27 protein-coding genes are annotated in these 25,934 nt (G+C 59.6%); 8 read left to right on the top strand and 19 right to left on the bottom strand.

From position 1 onward, the window contains the following. Positions 1-23: 23 nt before the first annotated feature. Entirely contained in the window at positions 24-941 is a 918-nt protein-coding gene (locus tag OK142_RS19120) for an EamA family transporter (RefSeq protein ID WP_035241531.1), read from the bottom strand. Positions 942-1,046: 105 nt separating this feature from the next. On the opposite strand from OK142_RS19120, the gene OK142_RS19115 reads away from it, so the two are divergent. Continuing rightward, positions 1,047-1,760: a pyrimidine 5'-nucleotidase gene (locus OK142_RS19115; protein WP_082183621.1), complete on the top strand. Its 714-nt coding sequence runs from the start codon at positions 1,047-1,049 to the stop codon at positions 1,758-1,760. A gap of 119 nt (positions 1,761-1,879) precedes the next feature. Beyond that, the gene (locus OK142_RS19110) at positions 1,880-2,488 is read left to right on the top strand and encodes an EF-hand domain-containing protein (RefSeq protein ID WP_082183620.1); all 609 of its coding nucleotides are present in this window, start codon (positions 1,880-1,882) and stop codon (positions 2,486-2,488) included. A gap of 41 nt (positions 2,489-2,529) precedes the next feature. On the opposite strand, the gene OK142_RS19105 is transcribed toward OK142_RS19110, so the two are convergent. Then, positions 2,530-2,787: a BQ00720 family protein gene (locus tag OK142_RS19105; protein WP_003493591.1), complete on the bottom strand. Its 258-nt coding sequence runs from the start codon at positions 2,785-2,787 to the stop codon at positions 2,530-2,532. A 56-nt stretch (positions 2,788-2,843) separates the two neighbouring features. Then, positions 2,844-3,269: an Hsp20 family protein gene (locus OK142_RS19100; RefSeq protein ID WP_003493589.1), complete on the bottom strand. Its 426-nt coding sequence runs from the start codon at positions 3,267-3,269 to the stop codon at positions 2,844-2,846. Positions 3,270-3,475: 206 nt separating this feature from the next. On the opposite strand from OK142_RS19100, the gene OK142_RS19095 reads away from it, so the two are divergent. Then, positions 3,476-4,420: a nucleoside hydrolase gene (locus OK142_RS19095; RefSeq protein WP_498684591.1), complete on the top strand. Its 945-nt coding sequence runs from the start codon at positions 3,476-3,478 to the stop codon at positions 4,418-4,420. Positions 4,421-4,493: 73 nt separating this feature from the next. Here OK142_RS19095 and OK142_RS19090 read toward each other — a convergent pair whose 3' ends face one another. Together OK142_RS19090 and OK142_RS19085 are read right to left on the bottom strand one after the other, a co-directional pair. Continuing rightward, entirely contained in the window at positions 4,494-6,815 is a 2,322-nt protein-coding gene (locus OK142_RS19090) for a methyl-accepting chemotaxis protein (RefSeq protein ID WP_498684635.1), read from the bottom strand. 166 nt (positions 6,816-6,981) lie between these two features. Beyond that, a complete protein-coding gene (locus tag OK142_RS19085; protein ID WP_216330606.1) occupies positions 6,982-7,842 on the bottom strand; it encodes an LOG family protein in 861 nt (286 codons plus the stop codon). Positions 7,843-7,986: 144 nt separating this feature from the next. Between OK142_RS19085 and dapD the strand changes: the two genes are divergently transcribed. The 3 genes from dapD to OK142_RS19070 are packed head-to-tail and all read left to right on the top strand — an operon-like array spanning position 7,987 to position 10,633. After that, on the top strand, positions 7,987-8,841 hold the full coding sequence (gene dapD / locus OK142_RS19080) for a 2,3,4,5-tetrahydropyridine-2,6-dicarboxylate N-succinyltransferase (protein ID WP_003493576.1): 855 nt from the start codon (positions 7,987-7,989) through the stop codon (positions 8,839-8,841). A 15-nt stretch (positions 8,842-8,856) separates the two neighbouring features. Further along, positions 8,857-10,053 (top strand): succinyl-diaminopimelate desuccinylase, encoded by a 1,197-nt coding sequence (gene dapE / locus OK142_RS19075; RefSeq protein WP_498684589.1) that lies wholly within the window; start codon positions 8,857-8,859, stop codon positions 10,051-10,053. Then, complete coding sequence (locus tag OK142_RS19070; RefSeq protein ID WP_216330604.1) at positions 10,037-10,633, top strand: hypothetical protein; 597 nt, start codon at positions 10,037-10,039, stop codon at positions 10,631-10,633. The genes dapE and OK142_RS19070 overlap by 17 nt, the downstream gene beginning before the upstream one ends. Before the next feature lie 20 nt (positions 10,634-10,653). Here OK142_RS19070 and truA read toward each other — a convergent pair whose 3' ends face one another. The 3 genes from truA to def are packed head-to-tail and all read right to left on the bottom strand — an operon-like array spanning position 10,654 to position 12,949. Further along, positions 10,654-11,454 (bottom strand): tRNA pseudouridine(38-40) synthase TruA, encoded by an 801-nt coding sequence (gene truA, locus OK142_RS19065; RefSeq protein WP_498684587.1) that lies wholly within the window; start codon positions 11,452-11,454, stop codon positions 10,654-10,656. Then, the gene (gene fmt / locus OK142_RS19060) at positions 11,454-12,389 is read right to left on the bottom strand and encodes a methionyl-tRNA formyltransferase (protein WP_216330602.1); all 936 of its coding nucleotides are present in this window, start codon (positions 12,387-12,389) and stop codon (positions 11,454-11,456) included. The genes truA and fmt overlap by 1 nt, the downstream gene beginning before the upstream one ends. Positions 12,390-12,436: 47 nt before the next feature. After that, entirely contained in the window at positions 12,437-12,949 is a 513-nt protein-coding gene (gene def, locus OK142_RS19055) for a peptide deformylase (RefSeq protein ID WP_003493564.1), read from the bottom strand. 149 nt (positions 12,950-13,098) lie between these two features. On the opposite strand from def, the gene OK142_RS19050 reads away from it, so the two are divergent. Both OK142_RS19050 and OK142_RS19045 read left to right on the top strand, forming a co-directional pair. Then, positions 13,099-14,292: a DNA recombination protein RmuC gene (locus OK142_RS19050; protein ID WP_498684585.1), complete on the top strand. Its 1,194-nt coding sequence runs from the start codon at positions 13,099-13,101 to the stop codon at positions 14,290-14,292. Between the two features lie 52 nt (positions 14,293-14,344). Beyond that, a complete protein-coding gene (locus OK142_RS19045; RefSeq protein ID WP_498684583.1) occupies positions 14,345-15,244 on the top strand; it encodes a ribokinase in 900 nt (299 codons plus the stop codon). 12 nt (positions 15,245-15,256) lie between these two features. Here OK142_RS19045 and trmB read toward each other — a convergent pair whose 3' ends face one another. The 11 genes from trmB to OK142_RS18990 form a co-directional block, all read right to left on the bottom strand. After that, positions 15,257-15,955: a tRNA (guanosine(46)-N7)-methyltransferase TrmB gene (gene trmB / locus OK142_RS19040; protein ID WP_498684582.1), complete on the bottom strand. Its 699-nt coding sequence runs from the start codon at positions 15,953-15,955 to the stop codon at positions 15,257-15,259. Positions 15,956-16,066: 111 nt separating this feature from the next. Further along, a complete protein-coding gene (gene metK, locus OK142_RS19035; RefSeq protein WP_003493555.1) occupies positions 16,067-17,329 on the bottom strand; it encodes a methionine adenosyltransferase in 1,263 nt (420 codons plus the stop codon). Between the two features lie 184 nt (positions 17,330-17,513). Beyond that, a complete protein-coding gene (locus tag OK142_RS19030) occupies positions 17,514-17,933 on the bottom strand; it encodes a helix-turn-helix domain-containing protein (RefSeq protein WP_035241980.1) in 420 nt (139 codons plus the stop codon). 134 nt (positions 17,934-18,067) lie between these two features. Beyond that, positions 18,068-19,657 (bottom strand): apolipoprotein N-acyltransferase, encoded by a 1,590-nt coding sequence (gene lnt, locus OK142_RS19025; protein WP_498684580.1) that lies wholly within the window; start codon positions 19,655-19,657, stop codon positions 18,068-18,070. 222 nt (positions 19,658-19,879) lie between these two features. Continuing rightward, positions 19,880-21,019 carry a hemolysin family protein gene (locus tag OK142_RS19020; protein WP_082183606.1) on the bottom strand — a complete coding sequence of 380 codons (1,140 nt, stop codon included), beginning with the start codon at positions 21,017-21,019 and terminating at the stop codon, positions 19,880-19,882. Positions 21,020-21,034: 15 nt separating this feature from the next. Further along, positions 21,035-21,541 carry an rRNA maturation RNase YbeY gene (gene ybeY / locus OK142_RS19015; RefSeq protein WP_082183604.1) on the bottom strand — a complete coding sequence of 169 codons (507 nt, stop codon included), beginning with the start codon at positions 21,539-21,541 and terminating at the stop codon, positions 21,035-21,037. Positions 21,542-21,550: 9 nt separating this feature from the next. Next, complete coding sequence (locus tag OK142_RS19010; protein WP_035241524.1) at positions 21,551-22,606, bottom strand: PhoH family protein; 1,056 nt, start codon at positions 22,604-22,606, stop codon at positions 21,551-21,553. Between the two features lie 40 nt (positions 22,607-22,646). Then, positions 22,647-24,050, bottom strand: a complete 1,404-nt coding sequence (gene miaB, locus OK142_RS19005; protein WP_167373888.1) for a tRNA (N6-isopentenyl adenosine(37)-C2)-methylthiotransferase MiaB — start codon at positions 24,048-24,050, stop codon at positions 22,647-22,649. A gap of 65 nt (positions 24,051-24,115) precedes the next feature. Next, complete coding sequence (gene olsA / locus OK142_RS19000) at positions 24,116-24,910, bottom strand: lyso-ornithine lipid O-acyltransferase (protein ID WP_498684577.1); 795 nt, start codon at positions 24,908-24,910, stop codon at positions 24,116-24,118. Positions 24,911-24,940: 30 nt separating this feature from the next. Beyond that, on the bottom strand, positions 24,941-25,369 hold the full coding sequence (locus OK142_RS18995) for a Fur family transcriptional regulator (RefSeq protein ID WP_003493538.1): 429 nt from the start codon (positions 25,367-25,369) through the stop codon (positions 24,941-24,943). 70 nt (positions 25,370-25,439) lie between these two features. Continuing rightward, on the bottom strand, positions 25,440-25,934 hold the full coding sequence (locus OK142_RS18990; protein ID WP_003493536.1) for a GNAT family N-acetyltransferase: 495 nt from the start codon (positions 25,932-25,934) through the stop codon (positions 25,440-25,442).

The following is a 25,934-nucleotide window of genomic DNA, read 5'->3' as shown; positions in this document are numbered from 1 at the left end:
CCTGTCCGCCACAGGCGGCTTTTTCAGCCGAATGCCAGAAGCGACAATACGCCGACGACGATCAGCAGGCAGCCGGCGATTTCAAGCCGGTTGATCTTCTCCTTGAAGAACAAAACGGTCGAGGCGAAGGCGAAAAGCATTTCCACCTGCGCCAGCGCCTTGACCACGGCCGCCTGTTGCAAGGTCATCGCCGTGAACCAGCCGAATGATGCCGTGGCGCCGACGAAACCGACCGCAAGCGACGGTTTCCACGCTCTCGCAATCCGCTGCAATTCATCCCTCTGTCGCCAGACAATCCACAGGAACATCGACAGGGTCTGCGTCACGATGACGACGACGAGGGTAAAGCCGGCCTGCATCATGGCATCCGGGGCGGGCAGGCTGGGTGCCAGCGCCAGCGAGGCGGAGCGATAGGCCACCGATGAGAGGCCGAAGAAGGCGCCCGAGGCGAGGCCGATGCCCGCCGTGCGGCTGAAGATCGAGGTCAGAATGGAAGCGGGCGTCACTTCCGTGCGCGCCACCGAAATCAGCATGACGCCGGCCACCGAAACTGCGATTGCCGCCAATGTTCCGCCATTGACGCTTTCACCGACGAAAATCAGCGCAAACAATGCCGCCTGTGCCGGCTCAGTCCGGGAATAGGCCGTGCCGACCGCAAAATTGCGGAAGGAAAACAGGTGCACCAGCAGGAAGGTGGCGGCAATCTGCGCCATGGCCCCGACCATCGCCCAGATTGCAAAGGACATGTTCGGCACCGGCAGCGGTCGGCCAAGCACGCCATGGAGAAAACCGAGATAGGCAAGAGCAAAAGGCATACCGAACACGAAGCGCACGAAGGTTGCGCCCGTGGTCCCCATCATGCCCTTGAGGTGCTTTTGCAGGGTCGAGCGCAGGTTCTGCAAGAACGCGCTTGCGAAGGTTATGCCTATCCAGAGTTCCATGCCTTGGCGGTATCATGCGCTGGAGGCCGAGGCCAAGCCCGATTTTCCCGTCTGTCGTCGTCTTTTCGATTTTCTTCGCCATTCGAAACGGGCATAAAGCAGCCCATGGACACAAAGCCGAAAAACCTGCCCGAGACAGCCGATTTCGCCCATGTGAGCGAATGGGTCTTCGATCTCGACAACACGCTCTATCCGCATCACGTCAATCTGTTTTCCCAGATCGACCGCAATATGACGGCCTATGTGGCGGAGCTTCTAAAGCTCGACCACGATGAGGCACGCGCCTTGCAGAAGCGTTATTACCATGAGCATGGCACCACGCTTCAGGGCCTTATGATCCACTACGGCATCAGTCCGGACGAGTTCCTGGAACGCGCGCACGCCATCGATTATTCGGCGCTGAAGCCGCATCCGGAACTCGGTGAGGCGATCAAGGCGCTGCCGGGCCGCAAATTCATCCTGACCAATGGCAGCGTCAAACATGCGCAGGCCGCCGCCGGTGCACTTGGCATTCTCGATCATTTCGAGGACATCTTCGATATCGTCGCCGCAGGCTACCTGCCGAAGCCGGCAAGTGCGACCTACGAGAAGTTCGCGGCGCTGGCAAAACTCGACACAAAAAAAGCCGCCATGTTCGAGGACCTGCCACGCAATCTTGCGGCACCCAAGGCTCTCGGCATGAAGACCGTGCTCCTCGTGCCGTCGAACCTCGAAGGCGTCATCATGGAACGCTGGGAAATTCCCGTCGAGACGGATGCGCATATCGATTACATCACCGACGATCTCACGGGCTTCCTGACGAGAACCATCGCCGGCTGAACCTCATTCCGGAATAAGGGCAGCAAATATTACCGAAGCTTCATCCACCTTACGGATGTTTAAGTGGTGAGGCACGGTGGAGGTCACTATCTTTTCTTCAGGGACACCAAAGAAAGGTAATGACGATGACCACACGAAAAATCGCCCTCTCTGCTCTTGGCGCGGCCCTTGTGCTCAGCACGGCCGCGACGGCCAGTTTTGCCGCACCCGGCAAAGGCGCCAAGGATCGCATGCCGATCCGCCAGGAGGCTGCTTTCGTCCACCTGCTGAAGGTTGCCGACACGAACAAGGACGGCAAGATTTCCAAGGAGGAATTTGCCGCCCGTCAGGACGCGCTTTTCACCGAGATCGACAAGGACAAGGACGGTTCGATCACGCCGAAGGAGATGCGCGAGTATCGCCAGGCGAAAATGGAGGCTTTCCGCGCCGCCAATCCACGTCCCGAGCGTGAGGATGCCAAGGCTGAAGACGGCAAGGCCCCCGAAGGCAAGCGCGCCGAAAGACACGCTGACCGTGAACATGGCGGCCGTCCCGGCCATCAGGGCTGGGGCAAGCATGGCGGCAAGGGTGCGGGCTTGGGGATGCTTCGCTGGGCCGATACCGACGAGAACGGTCAGGTCAGCAAGGCCGAATTCACCGCAGCCGGTGAAAAAATGTTCGAACGGCTGGACAAGAACAAGGACGGCGTCATCTCGATCGACGACATGCCAGACCGCCCATTCCTTTGATCCGCTAAAGAAAAAGCCCGCTCAAAAGCGGGCTTTTTTCTTCAATGCAGGCTGACGGTCTTGAGATCGTCTTCAGCAGCCTTGAAAAACGTACTGGAGCGGTTGTCTGTCAGGAGGATTGGCGTGCCATCCGCGCCAAACAGCGCCCAGAGATCCAGTTGCGGATCGAGATCAGGCGCTTCCGGGAAACATCGGCTGACGTCTTCCGCACGGATCTTGCGGATATATCCCACTTCTCCCTCGCCAATATGAGCGAGCTGGGACCGGGTGAGACGCGCATGCGCTTCTTTCAAAAGCATATTTCAGCCTCCTTCTTCACGCCGAGCGATTCATGTCCGATTCCGGCGTTCACGTTCTACTCTGAGACGGAAATATTAATTTTCTTCACCACGTTTGAAATTTCAGGCCGCACCAGATCGATGGAAAGAAGGCCGTTGCGCATGCGCGCTTCCCGGACCTGCATGCCATCTGCAAGCACGAAGACCCGCTGGAATTGCCGGGCAGCGATACCCCGGTAGAGAAAATCTCGCTTTTCCTGTTCCTGCTGGCGACCACGAATGACAAGCTGGTTGTCAGCCGTCGTCACATCCAGATCATCCTCCGAAAAACCCGCGACTGCAATGGTAATACGCAGGCGTTCCGGCACATCTTGCCCGCCGGGCAGGCGCTCAATATTGTAGGGAGGATAGCCGTCATTGGCCTTCGCCATACGCTCCAGCGTTTTTTCCATGGCATCAAAACCCAGCAAAAGCGGGTGGGTGAATGGCGTCATGCGGCTCATATCGTCTCTGTCCTTGCAACCAAGCGACGTTTCACGGTCCCGCTTCCGGCAACCTCACCGGTTAATTCTACCGGCTCAAGCAATATGGGAAGCGAAACCGCAATGCGCAAGGCGGAAGCACCCGGCAAAGGGGCGCACAGGAATGAGGCTTGACAAGTGAGCGTCCGCCGCTCGAAAAAAGCGCTCATCTCAACGGCGGGCAAGACATGGCAGAACGCAGAAAAATCATCATCGACACCGATCCGGGCCAGGACGACGCGGCGGCAATCATGCTTGCCTTCGCAAGCCCGGAGGAAATCGACATCCTCGGACTGTGCGCCGTTGCCGGCAACGTTCCGCTGAAACTGACCAGCCGCAACATCCGCATCATCTGCGAATTGTGCGGCCGCACCGATATTCCTGTCTATGAGGGTGCCGAGCGGCCGCTGGTGCGCAAACCCATCACCGCCGAGCATGTTCACGGCAGCACCGGCCTCGACGGTCCGGTTCTCGATGAGCCGACGATGGAGGCGCAAAAGCAGCATGCGGTCGATTTCATCATCGAAACGCTGTTGCGGGAGCCTGCCGGCACCGTGACGCTCTGCACGCTCGGCGCGCTGACCAATGTGGCGCTGGCATTGCAGAAAGCCCCCGAAATCGCCGGCCGCGTCAAGGAACTGGTGATGATGGGTGGCGGCTTCTTCGAAGGCGGCAACATCACGCCAGCCGCGGAATTCAACATCTATGTCGATCCGCAGGCTGCCGATATCGTCTTCCGTTCCGGCATGCCCATCGTGGTGATGCCACTCGACGTGACCCACCAGTTGCTGACGACCAAGGCACGTGTCAGCCGCATTCGCGATATCGGCACACGCCCGGCGATCGCCATGGCGGAGATGCTGGAATTTTTCGAACGCTTCGACATCGAGAAATACGGTTCGGACGGCGGACCGCTGCATGACCCATCCGTCATTGCCTATCTCGTCGAGCCCGAGCTGTTTCAGGGTCGCGACTGCAATGTCGAAATCGAGGTCAATTCCGAACTGACCATGGGCATGACCGTGGTGGACTGGTGGCACGTGACGGAACGTCCCGCCAATGCCCGCGTGATGCGCAATGTGGATGCGGACGGCTTCTTCGAATTGCTGACCGAGCGTTTCGCCCGGCTCTGACCGGAACCCAGACAGGGAAAAAGGGCCGCTGGAAAAACCAGCGGCCCTTTTCATTTGAATCGGAAGATACCCGTCAGAACTCCGTCCAGTCATCCTGCGCCAGCGCATTTGCGCCGCTGGTTCTTGCACGGGAACGCGGTGCGGCAGCGGGCGCCGGAGCGACGGGGGCGCGCATTGCCGCCGCAGTGGCGCGCAATTGCTGGGTTGAATGACCGCCGGACACGGAGAAGCCGGCGACGAGCGATTTCAGCGTTCCGGCCTCACCATTCAGCGTCACGCTGGCCGCCGTGGTTTCCTCCACCATTGCCGCATTCTGCTGGGTAACCTGATCCATCTGGGTAACGGCGGAATTGATTTCCTTCAGACCGACGGCCTGCTCGCTGGCGGAAGCGGAAATCTGCCTGATCAGCTGGTTGATCTGCAGGACCTGATCGGCGATATTTTTCATCGTCTCACCGGCCTTGCCAACCAGCTGGACGCCTTCGCCCACCTGCCTTGCAGAGGTGTTGATCAGACCCTTGATTTCCTTGGCCGCGGTGGCGGAGCGTTGCGCCAGTTCGCGAACTTCCTGCGCGACGACGGCGAAGCCCTTGCCCGCATCACCCGCACGGGCAGCCTCGACGCCCGCATTCAGCGCCAGAAGATTGGTCTGGAAGGCGATCTCGTCGATCACGCCGATGATGCGGGAGATTTCCGCCGAGGATTGCGCGATGCCTTCCATGGAATTCACCGCCTGCTGCACGACCTCGCCAGACTTGCCGGCGTCATCACAGGCATGGCTGACGGCGCCAGCCGCCTGTGCCGCATTTTCCGCGCTGGAATTGACCTGCGCGGTCAGCTGGTTGAGAGCGGCTGCGGTTTCTTCCAGGCTTGCGGCCTGCTGTTCGGTACGGTGCGAAAGATCGCTCGCCGCGCGGGTAATCTCGCCGGTGCCGTTGCCGATGCTGACAACCGTTGCATTGACCGTGGACACGGTTTCCTCGAGGCTTGCGAGCGCCGAGTTGAAGTCACTACGCAGCTTTGCATATTCACCGGGGAACTCGTCGTTTATCCGGTAGGTCAGGTTGCCCTGCGAAAGTGCATTGAGGCCGGCGCCGAGAACGCCGACGATGTGCTGCTGCATGCGGCTGTTCTCAGTGCGCTCGAACTCGGACCGCTGACGCTCCGTTTCCGCATTGCCGCGCTGGACAGCGGCTTCCGCTTCCATTTCGCGGATACCGGCGAGCTTCGCCCTGAAACCTTCCAGTGCGGTTGCGACGGCGCCCGTTTCATCCCTGCGGTCCTGACCGGAAACCGGAACGTCGTAGCGACCTTCACTCAGCGTCCTGACGTCGGATACCAGCGAGGCGAGCGGGTTGCCGACGAAATAGCGGACAGCAAAATAAAGTGCGGTGATGACGGCGGCGAGAATGACGATTGCGCCGATGATCATCAGATAGGTCTGTTCCTCAACCGGCGCGTTCAGCGCCTGATGGGGAATATCCACCAGAACCACCCAGGTGGCATTCAGGCCCGGAACCGTGAATGGGTAGACGAGGCGGTTATAGGGCGCATCGCTATCAAGACCGAGATTTTCAATGAGACCCTGCTTGCCGGAGGTGATCGCCGCCTGAACGGTGCTCGCACCATCTCCGTCATAGGCCTTCATGTTCTGCTCGGGCGTCGGCGGCACCAGCCACTGACCGCCCTGGGACACCAGCGTCACACGGCCGGTCTCGAAAGGACGCAGCGCCTGCAGCTTCTGCGACAGCGAGGCGAGCGAAATATCGACGCCCGCCACGCCAATCATCTTGCCATCCGACATGACGGGATAGGCAAGCGAGGTCATGGTCGTGGGCACTTCGGTGCCTTCGGCGAGATAGGGCTGGGTAATGGCGCCCTTGCCGGACTTGGCGGCAAGCGAATACCATTCAGCAGCATAGTCGTTCTTGAAGGTCGAGAACTGGATGTCGCCCTTCTGGGTCTTCGACCAGTAGGGTGCGAAAGCGCCGTTTTCATTGGTGCCGAGATCGAGCCTGCCGGCGATCTCCGTGCTTTGTCCGTCGAAAAGGCCGAGCTGCTCGCAGAACCAGCTTCCGAAAGCGAAGGCATTCTGTTCGACATTGGCCTTGAGAATATTGACGATGCCGGGGCGATCCATCGACTTGGCCTGATGCGCGCGGCCGATGACACCGGCCATGGAGCGCGCGGCGCTGCCGAGTTCACCCACATCGGCGGCGATGACGTTGGCGATGGCGCGCGCCTCGGTATTGGCCTGATCCATGGTCAGCGCGTGGACGCGTTCGCTGGTCTTGGAAATGAGGAAGGAATTCGATGCGACGAGAACCGTGGTGATTGCACAGCCGGTTACGAGGATCAGCTTGGTCGCAAGCGACTTCACTTTGAGATTGAACATTTTGGCCTCGATCAAATCGCCAGCCAGAACGACTGACGTCAACGGATGAAAAATCTCCGTCATGGAGGCCCGCCCGCATGGGCAGTGCGCTGCAGCGCGACGAGGGAAAACTAGAATATCTTTGCTAATTAAGCCCTAAAACCGCCGCGCCGCATCAAGCTAAAATTCAATGTTCATAATGTTCGGAAATGACCCGCCAGGCGTCATCAGCCGTTTCAGCGAAATGCAGAAGATTCATATCCTCTGGCGCGATGGTGCCGAAATCCGCCAGAAACTCGAAATTGATCACGGATCGCCAGAATTTCTCGCCGAACAGGATGAGCGGAATGGGCTCCATGCGCTTCGTCTGGATCAGGGTCAGCGCTTCGAAAAGTTCATCGAGCGTGCCGAAGCCGCCGGGGAAGATCACCACGGCCTTTGCCCGCATCAGGAAATGCATCTTGCGGATGGCGAAATAGTGGAAGTTGAAGCTCAATTCCGGCGTGACATAGGGGTTCGGCGCCTGCTCGTGCGGCAGGACGATGTTAAGGCCGATTGACGGGCCTCCGACATCGGCAGCGCCGCGGTTGCCCGCTTCCATGACACCGGGACCGCCACCGGTGACCACGACATATTCGAGGTGATCTGATTTGGCGGCATATTCGGTGCAAAGCCGGGCGAACTTGCGAGCCTCGTCATAATAGACCGAGGATTGCTCCAGATTGCGCTTTTGCGTCTCGTTGCGCGCCGCCCACGCCTCGCCGCCCGGTTCGGGAATGCGGGCGCCGCCGAACATGACGACGGTGGATTTGATCCCGCGTTCGGTGAGCGCCATTTCCGTCTTCAGAAGTTCCAATTGAAGTCTGACGGGGCGCAACTCCTCGCGGCAGAGGAAATCCATATCCACATAGGCAAGCCGGTAGGACGGGGAATCCGACTGCGGCGTCTTTTCAACGACTTCGGCCTGCTGCTTGTCGACAGCACTACGCTTCAACGGGTCCCAGACCCCGTCCTTGCGCCGCAATTTGCCGTTTTTCGGTCGTGTCATTTCCATGCCTTTCGTCTGACGCGCCAAATCACCCAAATCACATTGACGCCTTTCCAACACTCCCTTAGATCAAATGGCCAAAGCCTTCCAGCGGCGCGGGACCATCCGTGACCACGAACACACGCGACATTCAAGGAATTTTCCATGAGCCTTACGGATCTCACCTCCCTCGAAACCATCATCGAAACCGCCTTCGACAACCGCGACGGTGTGAATGTATCGACGAAGGGCGAGGTTCGCGACGCGGTGAACACATCTCTTCAACTTCTCGACAGCGGCAAGGTTCGCGTCGCCGAAAAGCAGGCGGATGGAAACTGGAAGGTGAACCAGTGGCTGAAAAAGGCCGTGCTCCTCTCCTTCCGTCTGAACGACATGGAGATCGTGACCGGCGGACCGGGCGAATCCACCTGGTGGGACAAGGTGCCGTCAAAATTCGAAAACTGGGGTGAAAACCAGTTCCGCGCCGCCGGCTTCCGCGCCGTGCCGAACGCCGTGGTGCGCCGCTCCGCCTATGTGGCCAAGAACGTGGTGCTGATGCCTTCCTTCGTCAATCTCGGCGCTTATGTCGATGAAGGCACGATGGTCGACACCTGGGCAACCGTCGGTTCCTGCGCGCAGATCGGCAAGAACGTCCATCTTTCGGGCGGTGTCGGTATTGGCGGCGTTCTGGAGCCGCTTCAGGCCGGTCCGACCATCATCGAGGATAATTGCTTCATCGGCGCCCGTTCGGAAGTCGTCGAAGGCTGCATCGTGCGCGAGGGCGCCGTTCTCGGCATGGGCGTCTTTATCGGCAAGTCGACCAAGATCGTCGATCGCGCCACCGGCGAGATCACCTATGGCGAAGTGCCGCCCTATTCCGTCGTCGTTGCCGGCACCATGCCGGGCAAGCCTTTCCCGAACGGCGAGCCGGGCCCGAGCCTCTATTGCGCCGTCATCGTCAAGCGCGTCGATGAAAAGACCCGCTCCAAGACCGGCATCAACGAGCTTCTGCGCGACTGATAAAAAGCTGCTGACATGACCACGACCGATCCCGTTGCCAATCTCGCCGCCCTCATCCGTTGCCCTTCGGTGACGCCCGCCGAAGGTGGCGCGCTGTCGCTGCTCGACGCCCTGCTTTCGCCGCTTGGCTTTGCGGTGGAAAAAATGGTGGCGAGCGAAGCGGGGACCCCGGACGTGGAAAACCTCTACGCCCGGCTCGGCACGGAAGGTCCGCACCTGATGTTTGCGGGCCATACGGACGTCGTACCGGTGGGCGACGAGGCCGCGTGGAGCCATCCGCCCTTTGCGGCTGAAATCGCCGGCGGCGAAATGTTCGGCCGTGGTGCTGTTGATATGAAGGGCGGCATCGCCTGCTTCGTTGCAGCCATTGCCCGATACATCGAAAAACATGGAAAGCCTGAGGGCTCCGTTTCCTTCCTGATCACCGGCGATGAGGAAGGCCCGTCGATCAACGGCACCTCCAAGCTTCTGGAATGGGCCGCCGCCAGGGGCGAGAAATGGGATGCCTGCGTGGTGGGCGAGCCGACCAATCCCGACCAGCTGGGCGACATGATCAAAATAGGCCGCCGAGGATCGCTCTCCGGCCGCATCACCGTGCACGGCGTGCAGGGGCATGCCGCCTATCCGCATCTCGCCGACAATCCCATTCGCGGACTGCTGCAGCTGACCCATGCGCTGATGCATCCGCCCTTCGATAACGGCACGGATAATTTTCAGCCCTCCAATCTGGAAGTGACGACCGTCGACACCGGCAACGCCGCCACCAATGTGATCCCGGCGCGGGCGACAGCGGCCTTCAATATCCGCTTTAACGATAGCTGGATGGTGGAAAGCCTGCGCGCGGAAATCATCCGCCGCCTCGATGCAGCCGCAGCCGAAGGCGAGCTTCGTCCCGACCGCGCACCGGTCAAATACGACATCGTCTGGGCAGACCGCCCGGCCCATGTTTTCCTGACGCGAAACAATGCTCTCATCTCGTCGCTCTCCGGCGCCGTGGAAGCCGTGACAGCCAGGGAACCCAGGCTTTCGACCACCGGCGGCACATCGGATGCCCGCTTCATCAAGGATTATTGCCCGGTGGTGGAATTCGGCCTCGTCGGACAGACCATGCACATGGTCGATGAGCGCGTGGCTGTCGCCGATCTCGAGACGCTGACGCGCATCTACGAGACCTTTATCGAACGCTGGTTCGCCCATGCCGACGGCAAGTGAAATAAGGCTCTATCTGAAGGGCCTCTGGCTGTTGCTGCTCGGCGACCATACCGGCGCGCGTTATCTGGACCTGTCCGAGCGCGGCATGTGGCGATCCTTCTATTCCGCGCTGTGGTGCCTGCCCGCCATGCTGGTATCCTGGCTATGGCTGCGGGCCGCATTTCTCGCCAGCTATCCGCCTGGCACCGGGACGGGGTTCATATTTTTCTTCCGCCTCGCCATGGTCGAGGCCATCTGCTGGATCGTGCCGCTGCTTTTGATCGGTATGCTGCTGTTCGCCTTCGGCGCACGGGAAAAATTCGTGCCCCTCGTCACCACCATGAACTGGCTGTCGCTGCCGTTTTCCTATGCCTATGCAGCTCTGATCCTGATCGCATTTTTCCTGCCGCCTTTGCAGGGGCTGATCGCCGTCCTCTGGCTGGCACTGCTTTTGTCGCTGGTCTTCGCCTTTTCGCGGATCGTGAGGTTCTTCATTCGCGACCAGTCGCTGCTCGTCTCGGCGATCGTCATGACCCTGCTGGTGCCGGGTATGCTTCTTTCCGAAGCGCTGCAGCGTTTTCTCGGCGTTTATCCGGCCTGAGAAGCGAGAAATATCTCTTTTCAGTCCGTGTCTTCGACCGTTTCGGCCTTTGAATATACACGCGGCGGAATGACGTCGGGATAATCGACCTGCATGAAATAAAGACCGTCCGGCGGGGCGACGGGCCCACAGGCCTTGCGATCCCGCGCCTCCAGCGCCGCGCGCACGTCCTCCGGCGTCATGGTGCCCTCGCCCGCGAGTTTCAGCGTACCCGCAAAAGAACGGATCTGGTTGTGCAGAAAACTCTGGGCAGTGGCGCGTATCTCGATGAGATCACCGTTGCGCGTCACATCCAGCCGGTCGAGCGTTCTGACCGGGCTGTTCGCCTGACAATGGACCGAGCGGAAGGTCGTGAAATCATGCCGGCCGACGAGCATCTGGGCCGCTTCATGCATGCGTTCGTGATCCATGTCCTTCGACACCCACCATGCGCGCTTGTGCTCCAGCGCCAGCCGGGATTTCCGGCAAATGATGCGGTAGAGATAATGGCGGCGCAGCGCGGAGAAGCGGGCGTCGAAATCTTCGGTTACCGCTGCTACATCCAGCACTGACACGGCCTCTTTCGCCATGGCCAGATGCGCGTTCAATGCATTGCGCAGCTTGTACGGGTCCCACGCCCGGGAAAGATCGGCATGGATGACCTGCCCCACGGCATGCACGCCGGAATCGGTGCGGCCCGCGCCACGAATGGAAACGGTTTCGCCAGTCAGCGATCGGACAGCGGCTTCAAGCGCACCCTGAACAGAGGGGCCATTGTCCTGTCTCTGCCAGCCGAAGTAAGGCGTGCCGTCATATTCGACGGTCATGCGGAAACGCGGCATCAGCCGAGCCTCGTTGTGGCTGGCACAGGTGTGCCGCGAACGAAATCGGCGGCCGAGAGTGGTTTGCCGCCTGCCTTCTGCAGGCGGGTGAGCCGCACGGCGCCACTGCCGCAGGCGACGGTCAGGGCGTCATCGAGCACCGCGCCCGCCTCCCCCATGCCGCTCGCCAGTTCGGACGCCAGAACCTTCACGCGCTCCGCCTTGCCGCCAATTTCCATTTCGAGCCATGCGCCGGGAAAAGGCGAGAGGCCGCGAATGTGGTTATGCACATCCTGTGCGGGCCGGGAAAAATCAATCCGGGTCTCACCCTTGTCGATCTTGGAAGCGTATACCACGCCCTCTTCCGCCTGAGTGGTGAGAGGAAGGTCGTCTGCTTCCAGTTTGTCCATCGCCTGCCGCATCAGCCGCGCGCCGGCCAGCATCAGGCTGTCATGCAACTCGCCGGCGGTCATATTCTCGCCGATCTGGATCTTTGCGGTCAGCGCAACCGGGCCTGTATCCAGCCCCTTTTCCATTTTCATGACCATCATGCCGGTCTCGGTATCGCCGGCCATGATTGCCCGTTGAATGGGGGCCGCACCGCGCCAGCGCGGCAGCAACGAGGCGTGACCGTTATAACAGCCAAGACGCGTGCCGGAGAGGATCGCCTCGGGCAATAGCAGCCCATAAGCGACAACAACCGCCACATCGGCGTTGAACTCCCGGAATTCCTGCCGGTCTTCCTCAGCCTTGAAATTCACCGGCGTCAGCACGGGCAGGCCCAGCAGTTCAGCCGCCTGATGCACCGGCGATTTCTGCAGATCAAGGCCACGGCGGCCGCCGGGACGCGGCGGCTGCGTATAAACGGCAACGACCTCGTGACCCGCTTCCACCAGTGCGCGCAACGTGGGGACGGAAAACTCCGGTGTGCCCATGAAGATGATGCGAAGAGCCATCGTCGCCCCCTGTCCTTTTTGCCGTTTCGTCTCCAAACAGGGAGGGATCAGACCTTTGCGCGGGCCGCTTTCGTGAATTTCTTGATGACCATGTCGCGCTTCAGCCGCGAAATATGGTCGATGAACAGAATGCCGTTCAGGTGGTCGATCTCGTGCTGCAGACACGTCGCCAGAAGCCCGTCCGCATCGACCGTCTGCTGCTTGCCGTCGCGGTCCACATATCTCACCGTCAGGGACGCGGGACGCTCCACCTCGGCATAATAATCAGGAATGGACAGGCACCCTTCCTCATAGGTCGAAATATCGTCCGACACTTTGAGGATTTCCGGATTGATGAAGACAACCGGCTTTTTTTCTTCGTCCTCGCGCGAAACATCGATCACCAGCATCCGGCGCGGCACACCGACCTGAATGGCGGCAAGGCCGATACCCGGCGCATCATACATGGTTTCGAGCATATCGTCGGCAAGGCGCAACACTTCGGCATCCACCTGTTCGATGGGCCTGGATTGCTGGCGCAGCACGGGATCGGGCAAAATGATAAGCGGTTTGATAGTCATGGCTTCCCATAACGTATCTCTTGCGCGGAGGAAATAAAAAACACGCAGGTGAAATCAGCACCTGTCGCCGGTTAGATCGGACTCATTTCCGCCGCAGGAATGTTCTTGTTTTGATCTTACGAATCACTGGAAATCTGATAGATTTAGCCATGAGCATAGATTTCTCCGTTCTCCTCGCTCCAGCATTTCGGGCCGGTTCCGTCGACATCAGCTTCGGCGCGCTTCTCGCGGCTCTGGTTTTCGGCCTGTCCGCCGTCTGGATGACCACGAAAAGCCGTGGAAAAAAAGCGGAGGCGGACGGTGAAATCTCCGATCTCCTGAAAACACAGTCGGAGTTGCACGGCCGGATCGCCGCAATGGCGGAAACGCTCGGCACACGCCAGAACGAGATGGGCCAGACGATAAACCAGCGTCTCGACGGCATGTCGCAGCGGCTGGGCGAAACGCTGACGGAACAGACCCGGTCGACGCACGAAAATCTGAGCCGCCTGCAGGAGCGCCTGGCCGTCATCGATGCCGCGCAGGGCAATATTCAGGATCTGGCGAAGGACGTCGTCGGACTTCAGGCAATCCTTTCCAACAAGCAGACGCGCGGAGCCTTCGGACAGGCGCGCATGGAAACGCTGATTGCCGATGCACTGCCCGCCGGCGCTTTTCAACTTCAACCGACGCTTTCGAACGGCTACCGGCCGGACTGCATCATCAGGATGCCCAACAACGCGCCGTCGCTTGTCATCGACGCCAAATTTCCGCTGGAGGCCTGGAACGCGATCAAGGCTGACGAGTCTCCGGAAGCGAAGCGGGCGGCCACACAGCAATTTCGTCGGGATATGGAAGTCCACATCCGCGATGTGGCGGAAAAATATCTGATCCGTGGTGAAACACAGGATACGGCCTTCATCTTCGTGCCTTCCGAATCGATCTTCGCTGACATCCATCAGCATTTCGAATATCTGGTGCAGCGCGCCCACCGCGCGCGCGTCGTTATCGTGTCACCATCGCTGCTGATGCTGTCGGTGCAGGTCATCCAGTCCGTGCTGAAGGACCAGCGCATGCGCGAGCAGGCGCATCTCATCCAGGGCGAAGTCGCTCTCCTGATGGATGATGTGCGGCGGCTAGATGACAGGACACGCAAGCTGCAAGCTCATTTCGGGCTGGCGCAGAAAGACGTCGACATGATGCTGATCTCCTCCGACAAGGTGCTGGCGCGTGGCCAGAAAATCGAGGGTCTCGATTTTTCGCCAACGGAAAAAGAGACCTCACATGGGGAAATCGAGCAGGCGCGGCGCTTTGCGGAGAACAGGGCAGGAACGACCAAGTTGCGGGTGGTTGACGACGAGTGATCCCCTCGGGCAAAGTCGCCGCCTTGCTTACATTGTATACGGACATGCCCCCATGATTACTGTTTTCGGCTCCATCAACATGGATCTCGTCGCCACCGCCAAACGTCTTCCCAAGCCCGGTGAAACCGTGACGGGGGAGAGCTTCGCCACCGCGGCGGGCGGAAAGGGAGCCAATCAGGCGCTTGCCGCACGACGCGCGGGCGCGACAGTCAAAATGGCGGGCGCTGCGGGCGACGATACGTTTGCCGCACCGGCACTGACATTGCTGCGTGAGGCCGGCACCGACCTGTCGCTCGTCAAGACTGCCCCGGGTCCGACCGGAACGGCCATGATCCTGATCGGTGAAGGCGGGGAAAACATGATCTCGGTCATTCCCGCCGCCAATGGTGAAGTCTCCACAGCCGATGCCGCCAAGGCGGTGGCGGAGATGTCGGCGGGCGATATTCTGATGCTTCAGTTCGAAGTGCCTGCGCCCGCCATTGAAGCGGCACTGACGGCCGCCAAGGCGAAACGCATCACCACCGTCATCAATACCGCACCGCTGACCGCCGACGGCCCGCGCCTTGCCGGCCTTGCCGATATCGTCATCGCCAACGAAACCGAGTTTGAACTGCTGATCGGCAAGAGCGGGCTTTCAGGCTCCGAGCGGGAAAACGAAATCAAGGCCCTGCATGATAAGACCGGCCAGACATTGATCGTCACACTTGGCGCGGACGGCGTGGTCGCCATTCGCAACGGCAAGATCTTCAAGGCCTCCGGCCTCAAGATCGAGCCCGTCGACACCGTTGGCGCTGGCGATACCTTCTGCGGTTATCTTGCCGCGAGCCTCGATCAGGGGATGGATTTCGAAAAGGCGCTGAAGCGCGCCGCCGTGGCAGGCTCACTCGCCTGTACGCGCGCCGGCGCCCAGCCTTCCATTCCGGTTGCCGCCGAAGTGGACGCCAACATCTGACGGTTCCAGCCGTTAAGTGCGAATGAAAGTGAGGTAGGCCGAACTGCGGCCTTCTCTTTTCGCCTTGTTCTCATAGCGCGTGCCCGGCCAGTTGGCATAGGGTGTGCGCCAGTCCTCGGCGCTTTGCGCTGTCCACTCGAAACCGCCATGGCGCGCGCAATGCTGCAGCGTCCAGTTGATGTAGGTATCGATATCCGAAGCGAAGCAGAACTTGCCGCCGGGTTTCAGAACGCGATGGAAACGGGCAAGGTTGACGTCGGAAACGAAACGACGCTTCCAGTGCTTCTTCTTGGGCCAGGGATCGGGATAGAGAAGATCGATGTGATCGATCGATGCATCCGGCAGCCAGTCGAGCAATTGCGTCGCGTCATCGTCGTAAAGGCGGATATTCATCAACTCGCCTTCACGCACGGTCGCCAGCAGCTTGGCCATGGAATTGACGAAGGGTTCGACGCCGATGAAGCCGGTCTCGGGGTTTTCGACAGCACGATGGGCAAGATGTTCGCCGCCGCCGAAACCGATCTCCAGACGGACCGATTTCACATCCGCCGGAAAGAGAGCGACGAGATTTTTTGGCGGGGCGCTTTCCAGGTCGATTTTCAGCAAGGGCAGCAGATTTTCGATCGTGTCGATTTGCTGATTGCGCAGGGGCTTGCCCTTGCGTCTGCCAAAAAACGCTTCCGTCGCGCGCGAACGCCGTTCTTCCGTCATGTCATACTCTCAAGAACAAATAGACTTAACCCGCACAGCGCCACATGAGGCGCTGTGCGGGTTACAAAAGGTTGGTGACGGTATCTCTCAATCGCCGTCAAATGACAAGGGTTAGGCGCTCAAAGCTTCCTTGAGTGGCTTCACCAGATCAAGCTTCTCCCAGGAGAAGGAGCCGTCACGGCCAGCCTTGCGGCCGAAATGGCCGTATGAGGACGTCTTGGCATAAATCGGCTTGTTGAGATCGAGATGACGGCGAATGCCCGACGGCGACAGGTCCATGACCTTGCGGATGGCGCCTTCGACCTGATCTTCGCTGACCTTGCCGGTGCCGTGCAGATCGACATAGATCGACAGCGGCTGGGCGATACCGATCGCGTAGGCGATCTGGATGGTGCAACGATCGGCAAAGCCGGCGGCCACGACGTTCTTGGCAAGGTAGCGGGCGGCATAGGCAGCGGAACGGTCGACCTTGGTCGTGTCCTTGCCGGAGAATGCACCGCCACCGTGGGGGGCAGCACCGCCATAGGTGTCGACGATGATTTTGCGGCCGGTCAGGCCTGCATCACCATCGGGACCACCGATGACGAACTTGCCAGTCGGGTTGATGTACCACTGGCAATCGTCGGCGATCTTCAGGTCGCCCAGAGCTTCGCGGATATAGGGCTCGACGACGGCGCGCACCTTCTTCGAGTCCCAGCTTGCATCGAGATGCTGCGTGGACAGAACGATGGATACGGCTTCCGAAGCCTTGCCGTCGACGTAACGAACAGTCACCTGGCTCTTGGCGTCCGGTCCGAGTTTAGCAGCTTCGCCTTCACCGCTTTTTCGGGCGGTTGCGAGCAACTGCAGGATACGGTGAGAATAATAGATCGGCGCCGGCATCAGGTCCGGCGTTTCCTTGCAGGCGTAACCGAACATGATGCCCTGGTCGCCGGCGCCCTCGTCGCCCTGCTTGTCGGAAGCGTTGTCCACGCCCTGCGCGATGTCCGCCGACTGCGGATGCAGGAGAACGTCGATCTTGGCCGTCTTCCAGTGAAAACCATCCTGCTCGTAGCCGATGTCACGGATCGCTTTGCGGGCGGCGGACTTGAATTTCGAAGGGTTGATGACCGGATGGCCAGCGGCGTCCTTCAGGACCTTGCCGTCCTTGTCCTTCTTCAGCAGGGTGTCGGGAACCCGCACCTCACCGGCGATAACGACGCGGTTAGTGGTCGCAAGCGTTTCGCATGCGATGCGCACGGTCCAGGGGTCGACACCCGTCTTGGTCGCTTCACGGTAAATGAGATCCACGATTTCATCGGAAATACGATCACAAACCTTGTCCGGATGACCCTCGGCCACGGACTCGCTGGTGAACAGATAATTGGCACGCATGCGGGATTCCCCTCAAAGAACGGTCTTGGAGTTTGTTAGTCATTTCGGCCATGAAAAACAAGGACACAACCACATAAATATATCTTTATGTGAGAATTCCTTTCCAATTCGGCACAAAAAAACGGCCCTTGCGGACCGTTGAGTGCCCGGCATCCCGTGCCGGAAATTTACTGCGCAGCGCGGCCTACTCCGCATCTCCCTCGGCGGCGAGCGCCTTGACGAGATCGACGAGACGACGGCGAACCTTTGGGTCGGCAATCTTCACAAATGCGCGGTTCAGCTGCAGACCTTCCGCCGACGACAGGAAATCCACCACGTAGTTGGAGCTGGATGCTTCCGCCATGCCGGGCGCGCCGCCAACCTGATCGCCAGGTGCGTCTTCGAAGAAGAAGGAAACGGGTACGTTCAAAATCCCCGATATGTTCTGCAGGCGGCTGGCGCCGACACGGTTCGTGCCCTTTTCGTACTTCTGGATTTGCTGAAAGGTAATTCCGAGACTTTCACCCAGCTTTTCCTGGCTCATGCCAAGCATGGTTCTGCGAAGGCGAATTCGGCTTCCGACATGAATGTCGATGGGGTTAGGCTTTTTCTTATTCTCGGTCATCATGCGGTCCTGACACTCGGAAAGGGTTGATATCTCGCTTCATTACTCATTCGAAAAAATGAGCCGGCATTTCGACAGCGTCCAAACTTGTTTTACGACTGACGTATTCACTATGCAATTGTGGGGGTTGCTGGTCAATTCTGGCGCCGCGCAAAACTCCAGGCAGTCGATACCGCAACCATCAAAAGGATTGAAAAAATCAACCAGAAATACGTCCGATGTGTGTCGTAAGTAAATGCGTCGTTTGACCCACCACTCAAAGTGGCGTCAACAATTCCGATCCGGCCGTAGTCCAACCCGGCAATAATGCGGCCATAGGGGTCAATGACGGCGGAAATCCCGGTATTTGCCCCGCGAATCACCGGCACTCCCGTCTCAACGGCGCGCACTCTGGCCTGTAGGAAATGCTGGTAAGGGCCGGGTGTATCGCCGAACCAGCCATCATTCGTCACGTTCAGGATGGCTGCCGACCCTGCCAGACCCGGCGTCATCTCGCCCGGAAAAATGATCTCGTAACAGATCAGCGGATAGAAGGTCTTGCCGGAAGGAAGGGTCAGAGGCGTGCGTGAAGAGGCGGCCGAGAAGCCTCCGGGCAAGCTGATGACGTTGTCGATGCCGAATTCCCGCAGGATGCCTTCAAAGGGAACGTACTCGCCAAAGGGTGTCAGATGGACCTTGTCGGTCGCCCCGATGATCTCGCCCTGACTGTCGATCGCATAGACCGAATTATAATAGCGCGGCGGCCGGCCGGCTCCCTGATCTTCCATTCTGACGGCGCCGGTGAACAGCACCTGCCCATCTTCGAGTGTCCTGGCGATTTCCGCCAGAGCGTCCGGGTTCTGTGTCAGGATAAAAGGCACGGAGGTTTCCGGCCAGACGACGATGTCCGGTCGTTTTTTTCCTTCACTTGGCGGCAGAGCTGTCAGCCGCAGATGCTCTGCGAAAATCTCCGCCCGGTCATCATTCAGCATTTTGCGGGACTGGTCGATCGACGGCTGCACGATCCTGACGGTCAGCGCATCCGCCGGCGGTTCGGCCGGTGCCTGAAGGCGGTAGAAGCCGTAGCCGAAATGACCGGCGAGCAGCAGACCCGCCAGGACCAGGCCGGGCCACATGCCTTTTTTCGTACCGATCAGGGCGGGGGCCGCAAAGATGAAGACGGCAAGCGTGGTCACTGCAAAAAGGCCGAGCAGGTGCGCCGACTGCATCATGATCGGCACGGGCATGATGCCGTAACCGATGGCATTCCAGGGAAAGCCCGTCGCAAGAAAGCTGCGCAGCCATTCCGAAAAGCCGAATACGGCGGCGAGTGCGGCGATGCGACCGACACCATCCGACCAGAAGACATTGGCTGCTGCGACCGCAAAACCGTAAAACAGCGCCAGAAAAGCCGGGAGGCCGAGGATGGCGAGCGGCAGCGCCCAGGCGAACTCATCGGCTTCCAGCAGGAGCGCATTGCCCAGCCACCACAGGCCCGCCACGAAATAGCCCAGCCCAAAACACCAGCCGATGCCGAACGCCGGCATGACACGGCTGAAAATGCCGCCGCCCGGCTTGCCGGTGCAGCCATCCACAAGCCAGACAAGCAGGGTAAAAGACAAAAACAGTGCCGCGAAAAAGCCGAACGGAGGCAAGGCCAGTGCCCCGACCGCGCCTGCGGCAACCGCCATTGCTGCGCGGCTTATGCCACCGGCCAGCATTACCCTGCCTGCAAGACGCTCCATACAATCTCCGTTTTATGCGCGTCCGGAAAAGCCCGTTCCGGCAAGGCCGCACAAAGGAATTTTCCCTCAAATTCGACGTAAAGGAAAAAAGATTCGCAGTCCACAGGGGGATGGCGGCCAAAGCATCTCGTGGCGTTTTCGCCAGTCATCAAGGGCTTTCAAACCTGTTTGATTGAGGCTTTCAAAGGTGGCGGCGACGGGGACCCTCCCCGTCGGCCTTCCTCAGTCGGCGTTCTGCTGGTGCGTGATGAGGCGGACATCCGGCGCCGGCAGCGCAATCACCTCATTGGCTTCGCCAGGCGCACGGTCATCCTGACCTTCCGAACCGTGATCACGGACAATCCTGACACCCTTGATACGCCTTGTATCCGCATCGAGGATCTGGAACTCGAAACCCGGCACGGCCCTGACAACCTCGCCCTTGGCCGGAATGCGGCCGAGCGCGAAGAAGATAAGACCGCCGAGTGTATCGATTTCTTCCAGATGCTCACGCACGTCGAATTCGGGGCCAATTGCCTCGGCAAGTTCCGTGAGTTCGGCGCGGGCATCGGCCACGAGCACATCGGCAGAGACACGCGAAAACATCGCTTCGTCCTTGTCATGCTCGTCATCGATATCGCCCACGACCATCTCGACGATGTCCTCATGGCTGACGAGGCCGTCCGTGCCGCCATATTCGTCGATCACGAGGGCGAGCTGCGTCCGCTGCGCCTGCATGGTCTTCAAAAGATCGGAGGCCAGCATCGAGGGTGGCGCAAAAAGAATTTTACGCACCAGCCCGGCATCGGCAACCGTCTGTTCCAGATCGACCCGCGCAAGGTCGAAATTCGGTCGCGGCGAACGCGGTGCCTTCGTCTCGCCATAAGCAACGCTTCGCGATCCGGCGCGGCGTTTGTTGCGGGCCTGCTTGGCCACATAGGCCAGGAGATCGCGGATATGGATCATGCCCTTGGGGTCATCCAGCGTCTCTTCATAGACCGGCATGCGGGAACGCCCGGTTTCTTCAAAGAGGATCAGCGCATCGCCGATCGTCATATTCTGATCGAGACCGTCAATATCGACCCGCGGGATCATGATATCTTCGACCCGAACCTCCCGGAAACGCAGGATATTGTTCAGCATCGCCCGCTCTTCGGGCGAAAAGGCGGCACCGATTTCGGTGTCGGCCATCAGCGCGTCGGTCAAATCTTCGCGCAGGCGCTCGCCCTGTGACGGTTTCAGCAACCGTCCGATGCGCGACCAGATCGTCGATCTCGGCTTTGCAGTGAGGTCTTGACGTAAGTGACTACTGCCCTCTTCCGAGGAGGACTGCTCGCCGTTTTCTCTGCCCTCATTGGCAGGTCGTGCAGAATGTTCGTTCATGGCTCCAGACAATATTTAAAGCGGTTCCTGTCCCGCGTAAGGATCAGATAGGCCAAGCACCGCCAAAATGCGAGTCTCAAGCGACTCCATTTCTTCCGCTTCCTCCTCGTCCATGTGGTCATAACCGAACAAATGCAGGAACCCATGAACGAGAAGATGGGTCAGATGATCCCCGAAACTCTTCTCAAGTTCAAGAGCCTCACGTTCAACCGTCTCACGGGCAATGACGATATCACCCAGCATCGGGCCGGGCATTCCACCCGGTTCCAGCGGAAAAGCGGGGAAAGACAAGACGTTGGTTGCCTTGTCCTTGTCGCGCCACTCGGCGTTGATTTCCCGAATATTTTCGTCGTCGGTAAACACCAGCGACAGTTCCACCGGTATTTTCGGGAAGGGTTGCTCCTCTTCCCGCTTCAGAACATCAACCGCCGCATCCAGCGCCTTGGTGGCGAAGGCATGAAGGTCCTCTTCCGAGGACCAACCTTCGGTCTCGACGCTGATTTGAATATCTAGAACTGTCATTGTTTTGCGTCAGCTGCCCTTCACGAGGCTTTCATCCGGCACCGCCGTGTGGGATTCGTAAGCCCTGACGATCCGCGCCACCATCGGATGACGCACGACGTCGACATCCTTGAAGCGGACGACGGACACGCCTTCCACGTCGGTGAGGATTTGCAGGGCTTCGACAAGGCCGGACTTCACGCCGCGCGGAAGGTCCACCTGGCTTGGGTCACCGGTCACGATCATGCGGCCGTTCTCGCCGAGACGGGTCAGGAACATTTTCATCTGCATCGTCGTCGTATTCTGGGCTTCGTCCAGAATGACGGCGGCGTTGGCAAGTGTGCGGCCGCGCATGAAGGCGAGCGGGGCAATTTCGATGACGCCCGCCTGAATGGCGCGCTCCACCTTGTCACCCGGCATCATGTCATAAAGCGCGTCGTAAAGCGGGCGCAGATAGGGATCGACCTTTTCCTTCATGTCGCCCGGCAGGAAGCCCAGGCGTTCGCCCGCTTCCACCGCCGGACGCGACAGGATGATACGGTCGACCGCGCCGCGCTCCAGCAGCTGCGCCGCATGCGCCACAGCCAGATAGGTCTTGCCGGTGCCGGCAGGGCCGACGCCGAAAACAAGCTCGGACTGTTCCAGCGCCCGCATATAGACATCCTGCGTCGGCGTGCGGGCAGCGATGGTCTTCTTGCGGGTGGAAATCTGCGCCATGGAAATCTTCGCCTTGCGCTCCATCGTCGGCAAGGTCAGCTGGTCGTCTGCGGCCATGGCCATGCGGATCGCGCCTTCCACGTCGGAAACCTCGGCGGTTCCGCCCTTGAGCAGGCGCTCATAAAGGAAATCCAGTGCGCGGCGGGCCTGATTGGTGGCAACGACATCGCCGGTGATGGCTACGGAATTGCCGCGCGGACGTGCATCGATGTTGAGGCGCTGTTCCAAGAGCTTCAGGTTCTGATCGAACTGACCGAATAGCTCTCCCGCTATCCTGTTATTCTCGAACGTGAGGACAAAGTGATTGGCGTCGGTCGCGGCTTGGCGTGGCTGGCGCGATGAAGGTGATACCAATTCATGTGCGTTCAAGCGGTCAGGCTCCTGTCCCAATCAGTGTCGGCTCCTCACTCTAACTCTCTGCCACCTCGGCAAACAAGCTGTTTGGACCCGTTGCGGTGATTCGTACATTAACAATGTCACCGATTTTCAAAGTCTTTGCATCAAGATTCACGGATTGCAGCCAGGGAGAGCGACCTATCAACTGTTCAGGCATGCGGCCGGGCTTTTCCAGCAACACATCCATGGTTTTTCCGACCAGCGATTCCGCAAATTCCTTCTGCTGCCGCAGCAGCAGGGCCTGCAATCTTTCCAGCCGCTCGGCCTTCACCTCTTCCGCAACCTGATCCGTGAGATCGGCGCCCGGCGTGCCGGGACGGGTGGAATATTTGAAAGAGAAGGCCTGTGCGTATTTCACCTGCTCGACAATCGCCATCGTATCTTCGAAATCACGATCCGTCTCGCCGGGAAAGCCGACAATAAAATCCCCCGACATGGCGATATCAGGGCGGGCGGCGCGGATTTTTTCGATAAGCTGGATATATTCCTCGCCCGTATGGCGGCGGTTCATCGCCTTCAGGATGCGGTCCGAGCCTGATTGCACTGGCAGATGCAGATAGGGCATCAGGATCCGCAGATCGCGATGGGCGCCAATCAGGCGATCATCCATGTCTCGCGGGTGGCTGGTGGTATAACGCAGCCGCGCGAGGCCGGGGATTTCCGCCAGCCGGTAAAGCAGCTCGGCAAGGCCCCATTTTTCGCCTTTCGGGCCTTCGCCCTGCCAGGCGTTGACGTTCTGGCCAAGCAGCGTGATCTCACGCACGCCGGCATCCACCAGCTTCATCGCCTCATCGACGATCTGGCGAACGGGGCGCGACACTTCCGAACCACGCGTATAGGGCACGACGCAGAAGGTACAGAACTTGTCGCAGCCTTCCTGCACCGTCAGAAACGCCGTCACGCCGCGCGTGCGCAGCGTCGCCTTCTCGGCGACCGGCAGATGCTCGAACTTGTCCTCGACGGCATATTCGGTCTCGATGACACGTTCACCACCGCGCACCCGCTTCAAGGCGTCCGGCAAGCGGTGATAGGTCTGGGGGCCGATGACGACATCGACAGCGGGCGCACGGCGAAGGATTTCCTCGCCTTCCGCCTGCGCCACACAGCCGGCAACGCCGATCATGAATTCGCGGCCCTGCTCTTCGCGCGATTTTTTCATGTCGCGCAGGCGTCCAAGCGCCGAATAGACCTTTTCAGCCGCCTTTTCACGGATGTGACAGGTATTCAGCAGAACCAGATCCGCCTCGCCCATATCCTCGGTCTGAACGTAACCATCCTTCGCCAGCGCATCGCTCATGCGGACGGAATCGTAAACGTTCATCTGACAGCCATAGGTCTTGATAAAAACCTTGCGGCTGTTCGAACCCTCGCGGGTGATCATTTCGGGAGCGTCGAGGCTGATGGTTTCCTGGGTCATGGCGGCTATCTAGTGTTTTTCCCGGCCAGATTAAACAGAAAAATGCCGGAAAAGCTATGATCCCGCTATTTCCGCCAGCCACCGCGCAGGCTGAAGGCCAGCATGGAACGGATTGAAGCGGCGATATCGGTCGCAAGGCGCTTGCGGTTATCCGTGTTGTGGAACGGAACGCTGTCACCGAATGTCACGTCGACGTCGATGGCGCCCGCTTTGATGATGCCGAGCAGATGCGGCACCAGGGTTATGCTGCCCGGCCAGGCCGCAATGACCCGGTGATAACGTCCCATGGCCATGCCGTGCACCCGCGTATAGGCGATCGCGACCGGCTGCACATAAACGAGCTTGCCCGGAACCTGCTCGGCCGCGGTGGAGGCGGCGCCGAACAGCGAGGATTTGACGGCAAGCATGCGGTTGCCATCCGAGGTGGTGCCTTCGGGAAACAGGACGACGATCTCGCCGTCGGCCATGCGGGCGGCAATCTCGCCCACCTGCTCGCCCGTGCTGCGCTTCTGTTCACGCTGGACGAAGATGCTTTTCTGCAGCCGGGCAAGCCAGCCGAAGACGGGCCAGTCGCGCACTTCTGTCTTGGCGATAAACACCACGTCGGCGATGCTGCCAAGAACGAGAATGTCTTTCCAAGACGCATGATTGACCGCCAGCATCAGCGGTTTTGCCCGTTCCACCTGTCCGTGGACATGGACGCGGATACCGAGAACATGGCAGGCGATGCGGTGCCAGATGCGCGGAATGCGGCGGCGAAGCCGCCAGTCGAAGGCGAGGCCCAGGAGTTGCAGCGGCAGCAATATGAGCGTGACGATCAGGAGAACGACCGCAATATAGGCTGTCCGGAGCCACATCATGATTGAAACGCCCGTCTGTTCACCGGCGTCTCAGCGCTCGCCGGGCTTCAACGGCACGCCGTAAAGTTCCAGCCGATGATCGACGAGCTTGAAGCCGTGTTCCCGGGCGATCTTTTCCTGAAGGGCTTCGATCTCAGGCGAATGAAACTCGATGACGACGCCGTTTTTCAGGTCGATCAGATGATCGTGATGCTCCTCGGGCACTGTCTCGTAACGCGAGCGGCCATCGCGAAAATCATGACGCTCGATGATGCCGGCATCCTCGAACAGCTTCACCGTTCTGTAGACGGTGGAAATTGATATGCGCGGATCCACGGCGGAGGAGCGGCGGTAAAGCTCCTCGACATCGGGATGGTCGGCGGATTCCTGCAGGACACGGGCGATGACGCGGCGTTGATCCGTCATCCGCATGCCGCGCTCGGCACAAAGCTCCTCCAGCGTTTTCGAAAGGTCTATCACGTCTTCTGGCCTTTTGAGTCTTCCGGTTGGTTTCTGCGGCTTTCGCCGAAAAATGCCTGTTGCACGGGAACTAGCGAAGATCGCGGCGCATGACAAGCGCCGTCGACTTCGTTCCATCCTTGGCCGTGTAATAGGCCTTGCGCTCCGCAACCGTTTTAAAGCCGAGCTTTTTGTAGAGCCCGAGCGCGGAGGCGTTGCTGTTGTCCACCTCGAGGAACATGGTTTCGGCGCCGCGCATCATCGCCTCACGGACGGCCGATTGCATCAGACGCCAGCCGAGACCGGAGCGCGCAAACTTGTCGGCCACGGCAACTGTCAGGATTTCCGCCTCGCCCGCCACTTCCCGCGCCAGCACGAAACCGCCGAGCGGCCTGCTGAAAAACGCGTTCGTTTGACGGGCGACCGCACCGAAAACCGACCCTTGCGTCAAAAGCCCGGAAAACTCCCCATCATTCCAGGGACGCGGAAAGCGCAGCGCATGCAGTTCCGCCACGCCGGCGCAATCCTCATGCTGCATCGGCACGATCTCGAAATAGGGCTTCCAGCTCAGGTATTCGTCAAACAT

It is taken from the genome of Agrobacterium sp. BT-220-3, from assembly GCF_025910175.1.
In the GTDB taxonomy this organism is placed as follows: domain Bacteria; phylum Pseudomonadota; class Alphaproteobacteria; order Rhizobiales; family Rhizobiaceae; genus Agrobacterium; species Agrobacterium oryzihabitans.
The sequence above is the reverse complement of the archived record's forward strand: the minus strand, read 5'-3'. Positions and strand labels throughout refer to the sequence as shown.

What these genes read in the sequence shown, in the direction of transcription:
- OK142_RS19115 (WP_082183621.1), top strand. Translation starts at nt 1,047, where the DNA reads ATGGACACAAAGCCGAAAAACCTGCCCGAGACAGCCGATTTCGCCCAT.
- OK142_RS19105 (WP_003493591.1), bottom strand. Translation starts at nt 2,787, where the DNA reads ATGCTTTTGAAAGAAGCGCATGCGCGTCTCACCCGGTCCCAGCTCGCT.
- OK142_RS19100 (WP_003493589.1), bottom strand. Translation starts at nt 3,269, where the DNA reads ATGAGCCGCATGACGCCATTCACCCACCCGCTTTTGCTGGGTTTTGAT.
- fmt (WP_216330602.1), bottom strand. Translation starts at nt 12,389, where the DNA reads ATGGCTCTTCGCATCATCTTCATGGGCACACCGGAGTTTTCCGTCCCC.
- metK (WP_003493555.1), bottom strand. Translation starts at nt 17,329, where the DNA reads ATGCGTGCCAATTATCTGTTCACCAGCGAGTCCGTGGCCGAGGGTCAT.
- OK142_RS19085 (WP_216330606.1), bottom strand. Translation starts at nt 7,842, where the DNA reads ATGACACGACCGAAAAACGGCAAATTGCGGCGCAAGGACGGGGTCTGG.
- olsA (WP_498684577.1), bottom strand. Translation starts at nt 24,910, where the DNA reads ATGATGTGGCTCCGGACAGCCTATATTGCGGTCGTTCTCCTGATCGTC.
- lnt (WP_498684580.1), bottom strand. Translation starts at nt 19,657, where the DNA reads ATGGAGCGTCTTGCAGGCAGGGTAATGCTGGCCGGTGGCATAAGCCGC.
- def (WP_003493564.1), bottom strand. Translation starts at nt 12,949, where the DNA reads ATGACTATCAAACCGCTTATCATTTTGCCCGATCCCGTGCTGCGCCAG.
- ybeY (WP_082183604.1), bottom strand. Translation starts at nt 21,541, where the DNA reads ATGACAGTTCTAGATATTCAAATCAGCGTCGAGACCGAAGGTTGGTCC.
- truA (WP_498684587.1), bottom strand. Translation starts at nt 11,454, where the DNA reads ATGCCGCGTTTCCGCATGACCGTCGAATATGACGGCACGCCTTACTTC.
- trmB (WP_498684582.1), bottom strand. Translation starts at nt 15,955, where the DNA reads ATGACGGAAGAACGGCGTTCGCGCGCGACGGAAGCGTTTTTTGGCAGA.
- OK142_RS19030 (WP_035241980.1), bottom strand. Translation starts at nt 17,933, where the DNA reads ATGACCGAGAATAAGAAAAAGCCTAACCCCATCGACATTCATGTCGGA.
- OK142_RS18990 (WP_003493536.1), bottom strand. Translation starts at nt 25,934, where the DNA reads ATGTTTGACGAATACCTGAGCTGGAAGCCCTATTTCGAGATCGTGCCG.
- OK142_RS19110 (WP_082183620.1), top strand. Translation starts at nt 1,880, where the DNA reads ATGACGATGACCACACGAAAAATCGCCCTCTCTGCTCTTGGCGCGGCC.
- OK142_RS19050 (WP_498684585.1), top strand. Translation starts at nt 13,099, where the DNA reads ATGAGCATAGATTTCTCCGTTCTCCTCGCTCCAGCATTTCGGGCCGGT.
- miaB (WP_167373888.1), bottom strand. Translation starts at nt 24,050, where the DNA reads ATGACCCAGGAAACCATCAGCCTCGACGCTCCCGAAATGATCACCCGC.
- dapE (WP_498684589.1), top strand. Translation starts at nt 8,857, where the DNA reads ATGACCACGACCGATCCCGTTGCCAATCTCGCCGCCCTCATCCGTTGC.
- OK142_RS19020 (WP_082183606.1), bottom strand. Translation starts at nt 21,019, where the DNA reads ATGAACGAACATTCTGCACGACCTGCCAATGAGGGCAGAGAAAACGGC.
- OK142_RS19070 (WP_216330604.1), top strand. Translation starts at nt 10,037, where the DNA reads ATGCCGACGGCAAGTGAAATAAGGCTCTATCTGAAGGGCCTCTGGCTG.
- OK142_RS19090 (WP_498684635.1), bottom strand. Translation starts at nt 6,815, where the DNA reads ATGTTCAATCTCAAAGTGAAGTCGCTTGCGACCAAGCTGATCCTCGTA.
- OK142_RS19045 (WP_498684583.1), top strand. Translation starts at nt 14,345, where the DNA reads ATGATTACTGTTTTCGGCTCCATCAACATGGATCTCGTCGCCACCGCC.
- OK142_RS19095 (WP_498684591.1), top strand. Translation starts at nt 3,476, where the DNA reads ATGGCAGAACGCAGAAAAATCATCATCGACACCGATCCGGGCCAGGAC.
- OK142_RS19120 (WP_035241531.1), bottom strand. Translation starts at nt 941, where the DNA reads ATGGAACTCTGGATAGGCATAACCTTCGCAAGCGCGTTCTTGCAGAAC.
- dapD (WP_003493576.1), top strand. Translation starts at nt 7,987, where the DNA reads ATGAGCCTTACGGATCTCACCTCCCTCGAAACCATCATCGAAACCGCC.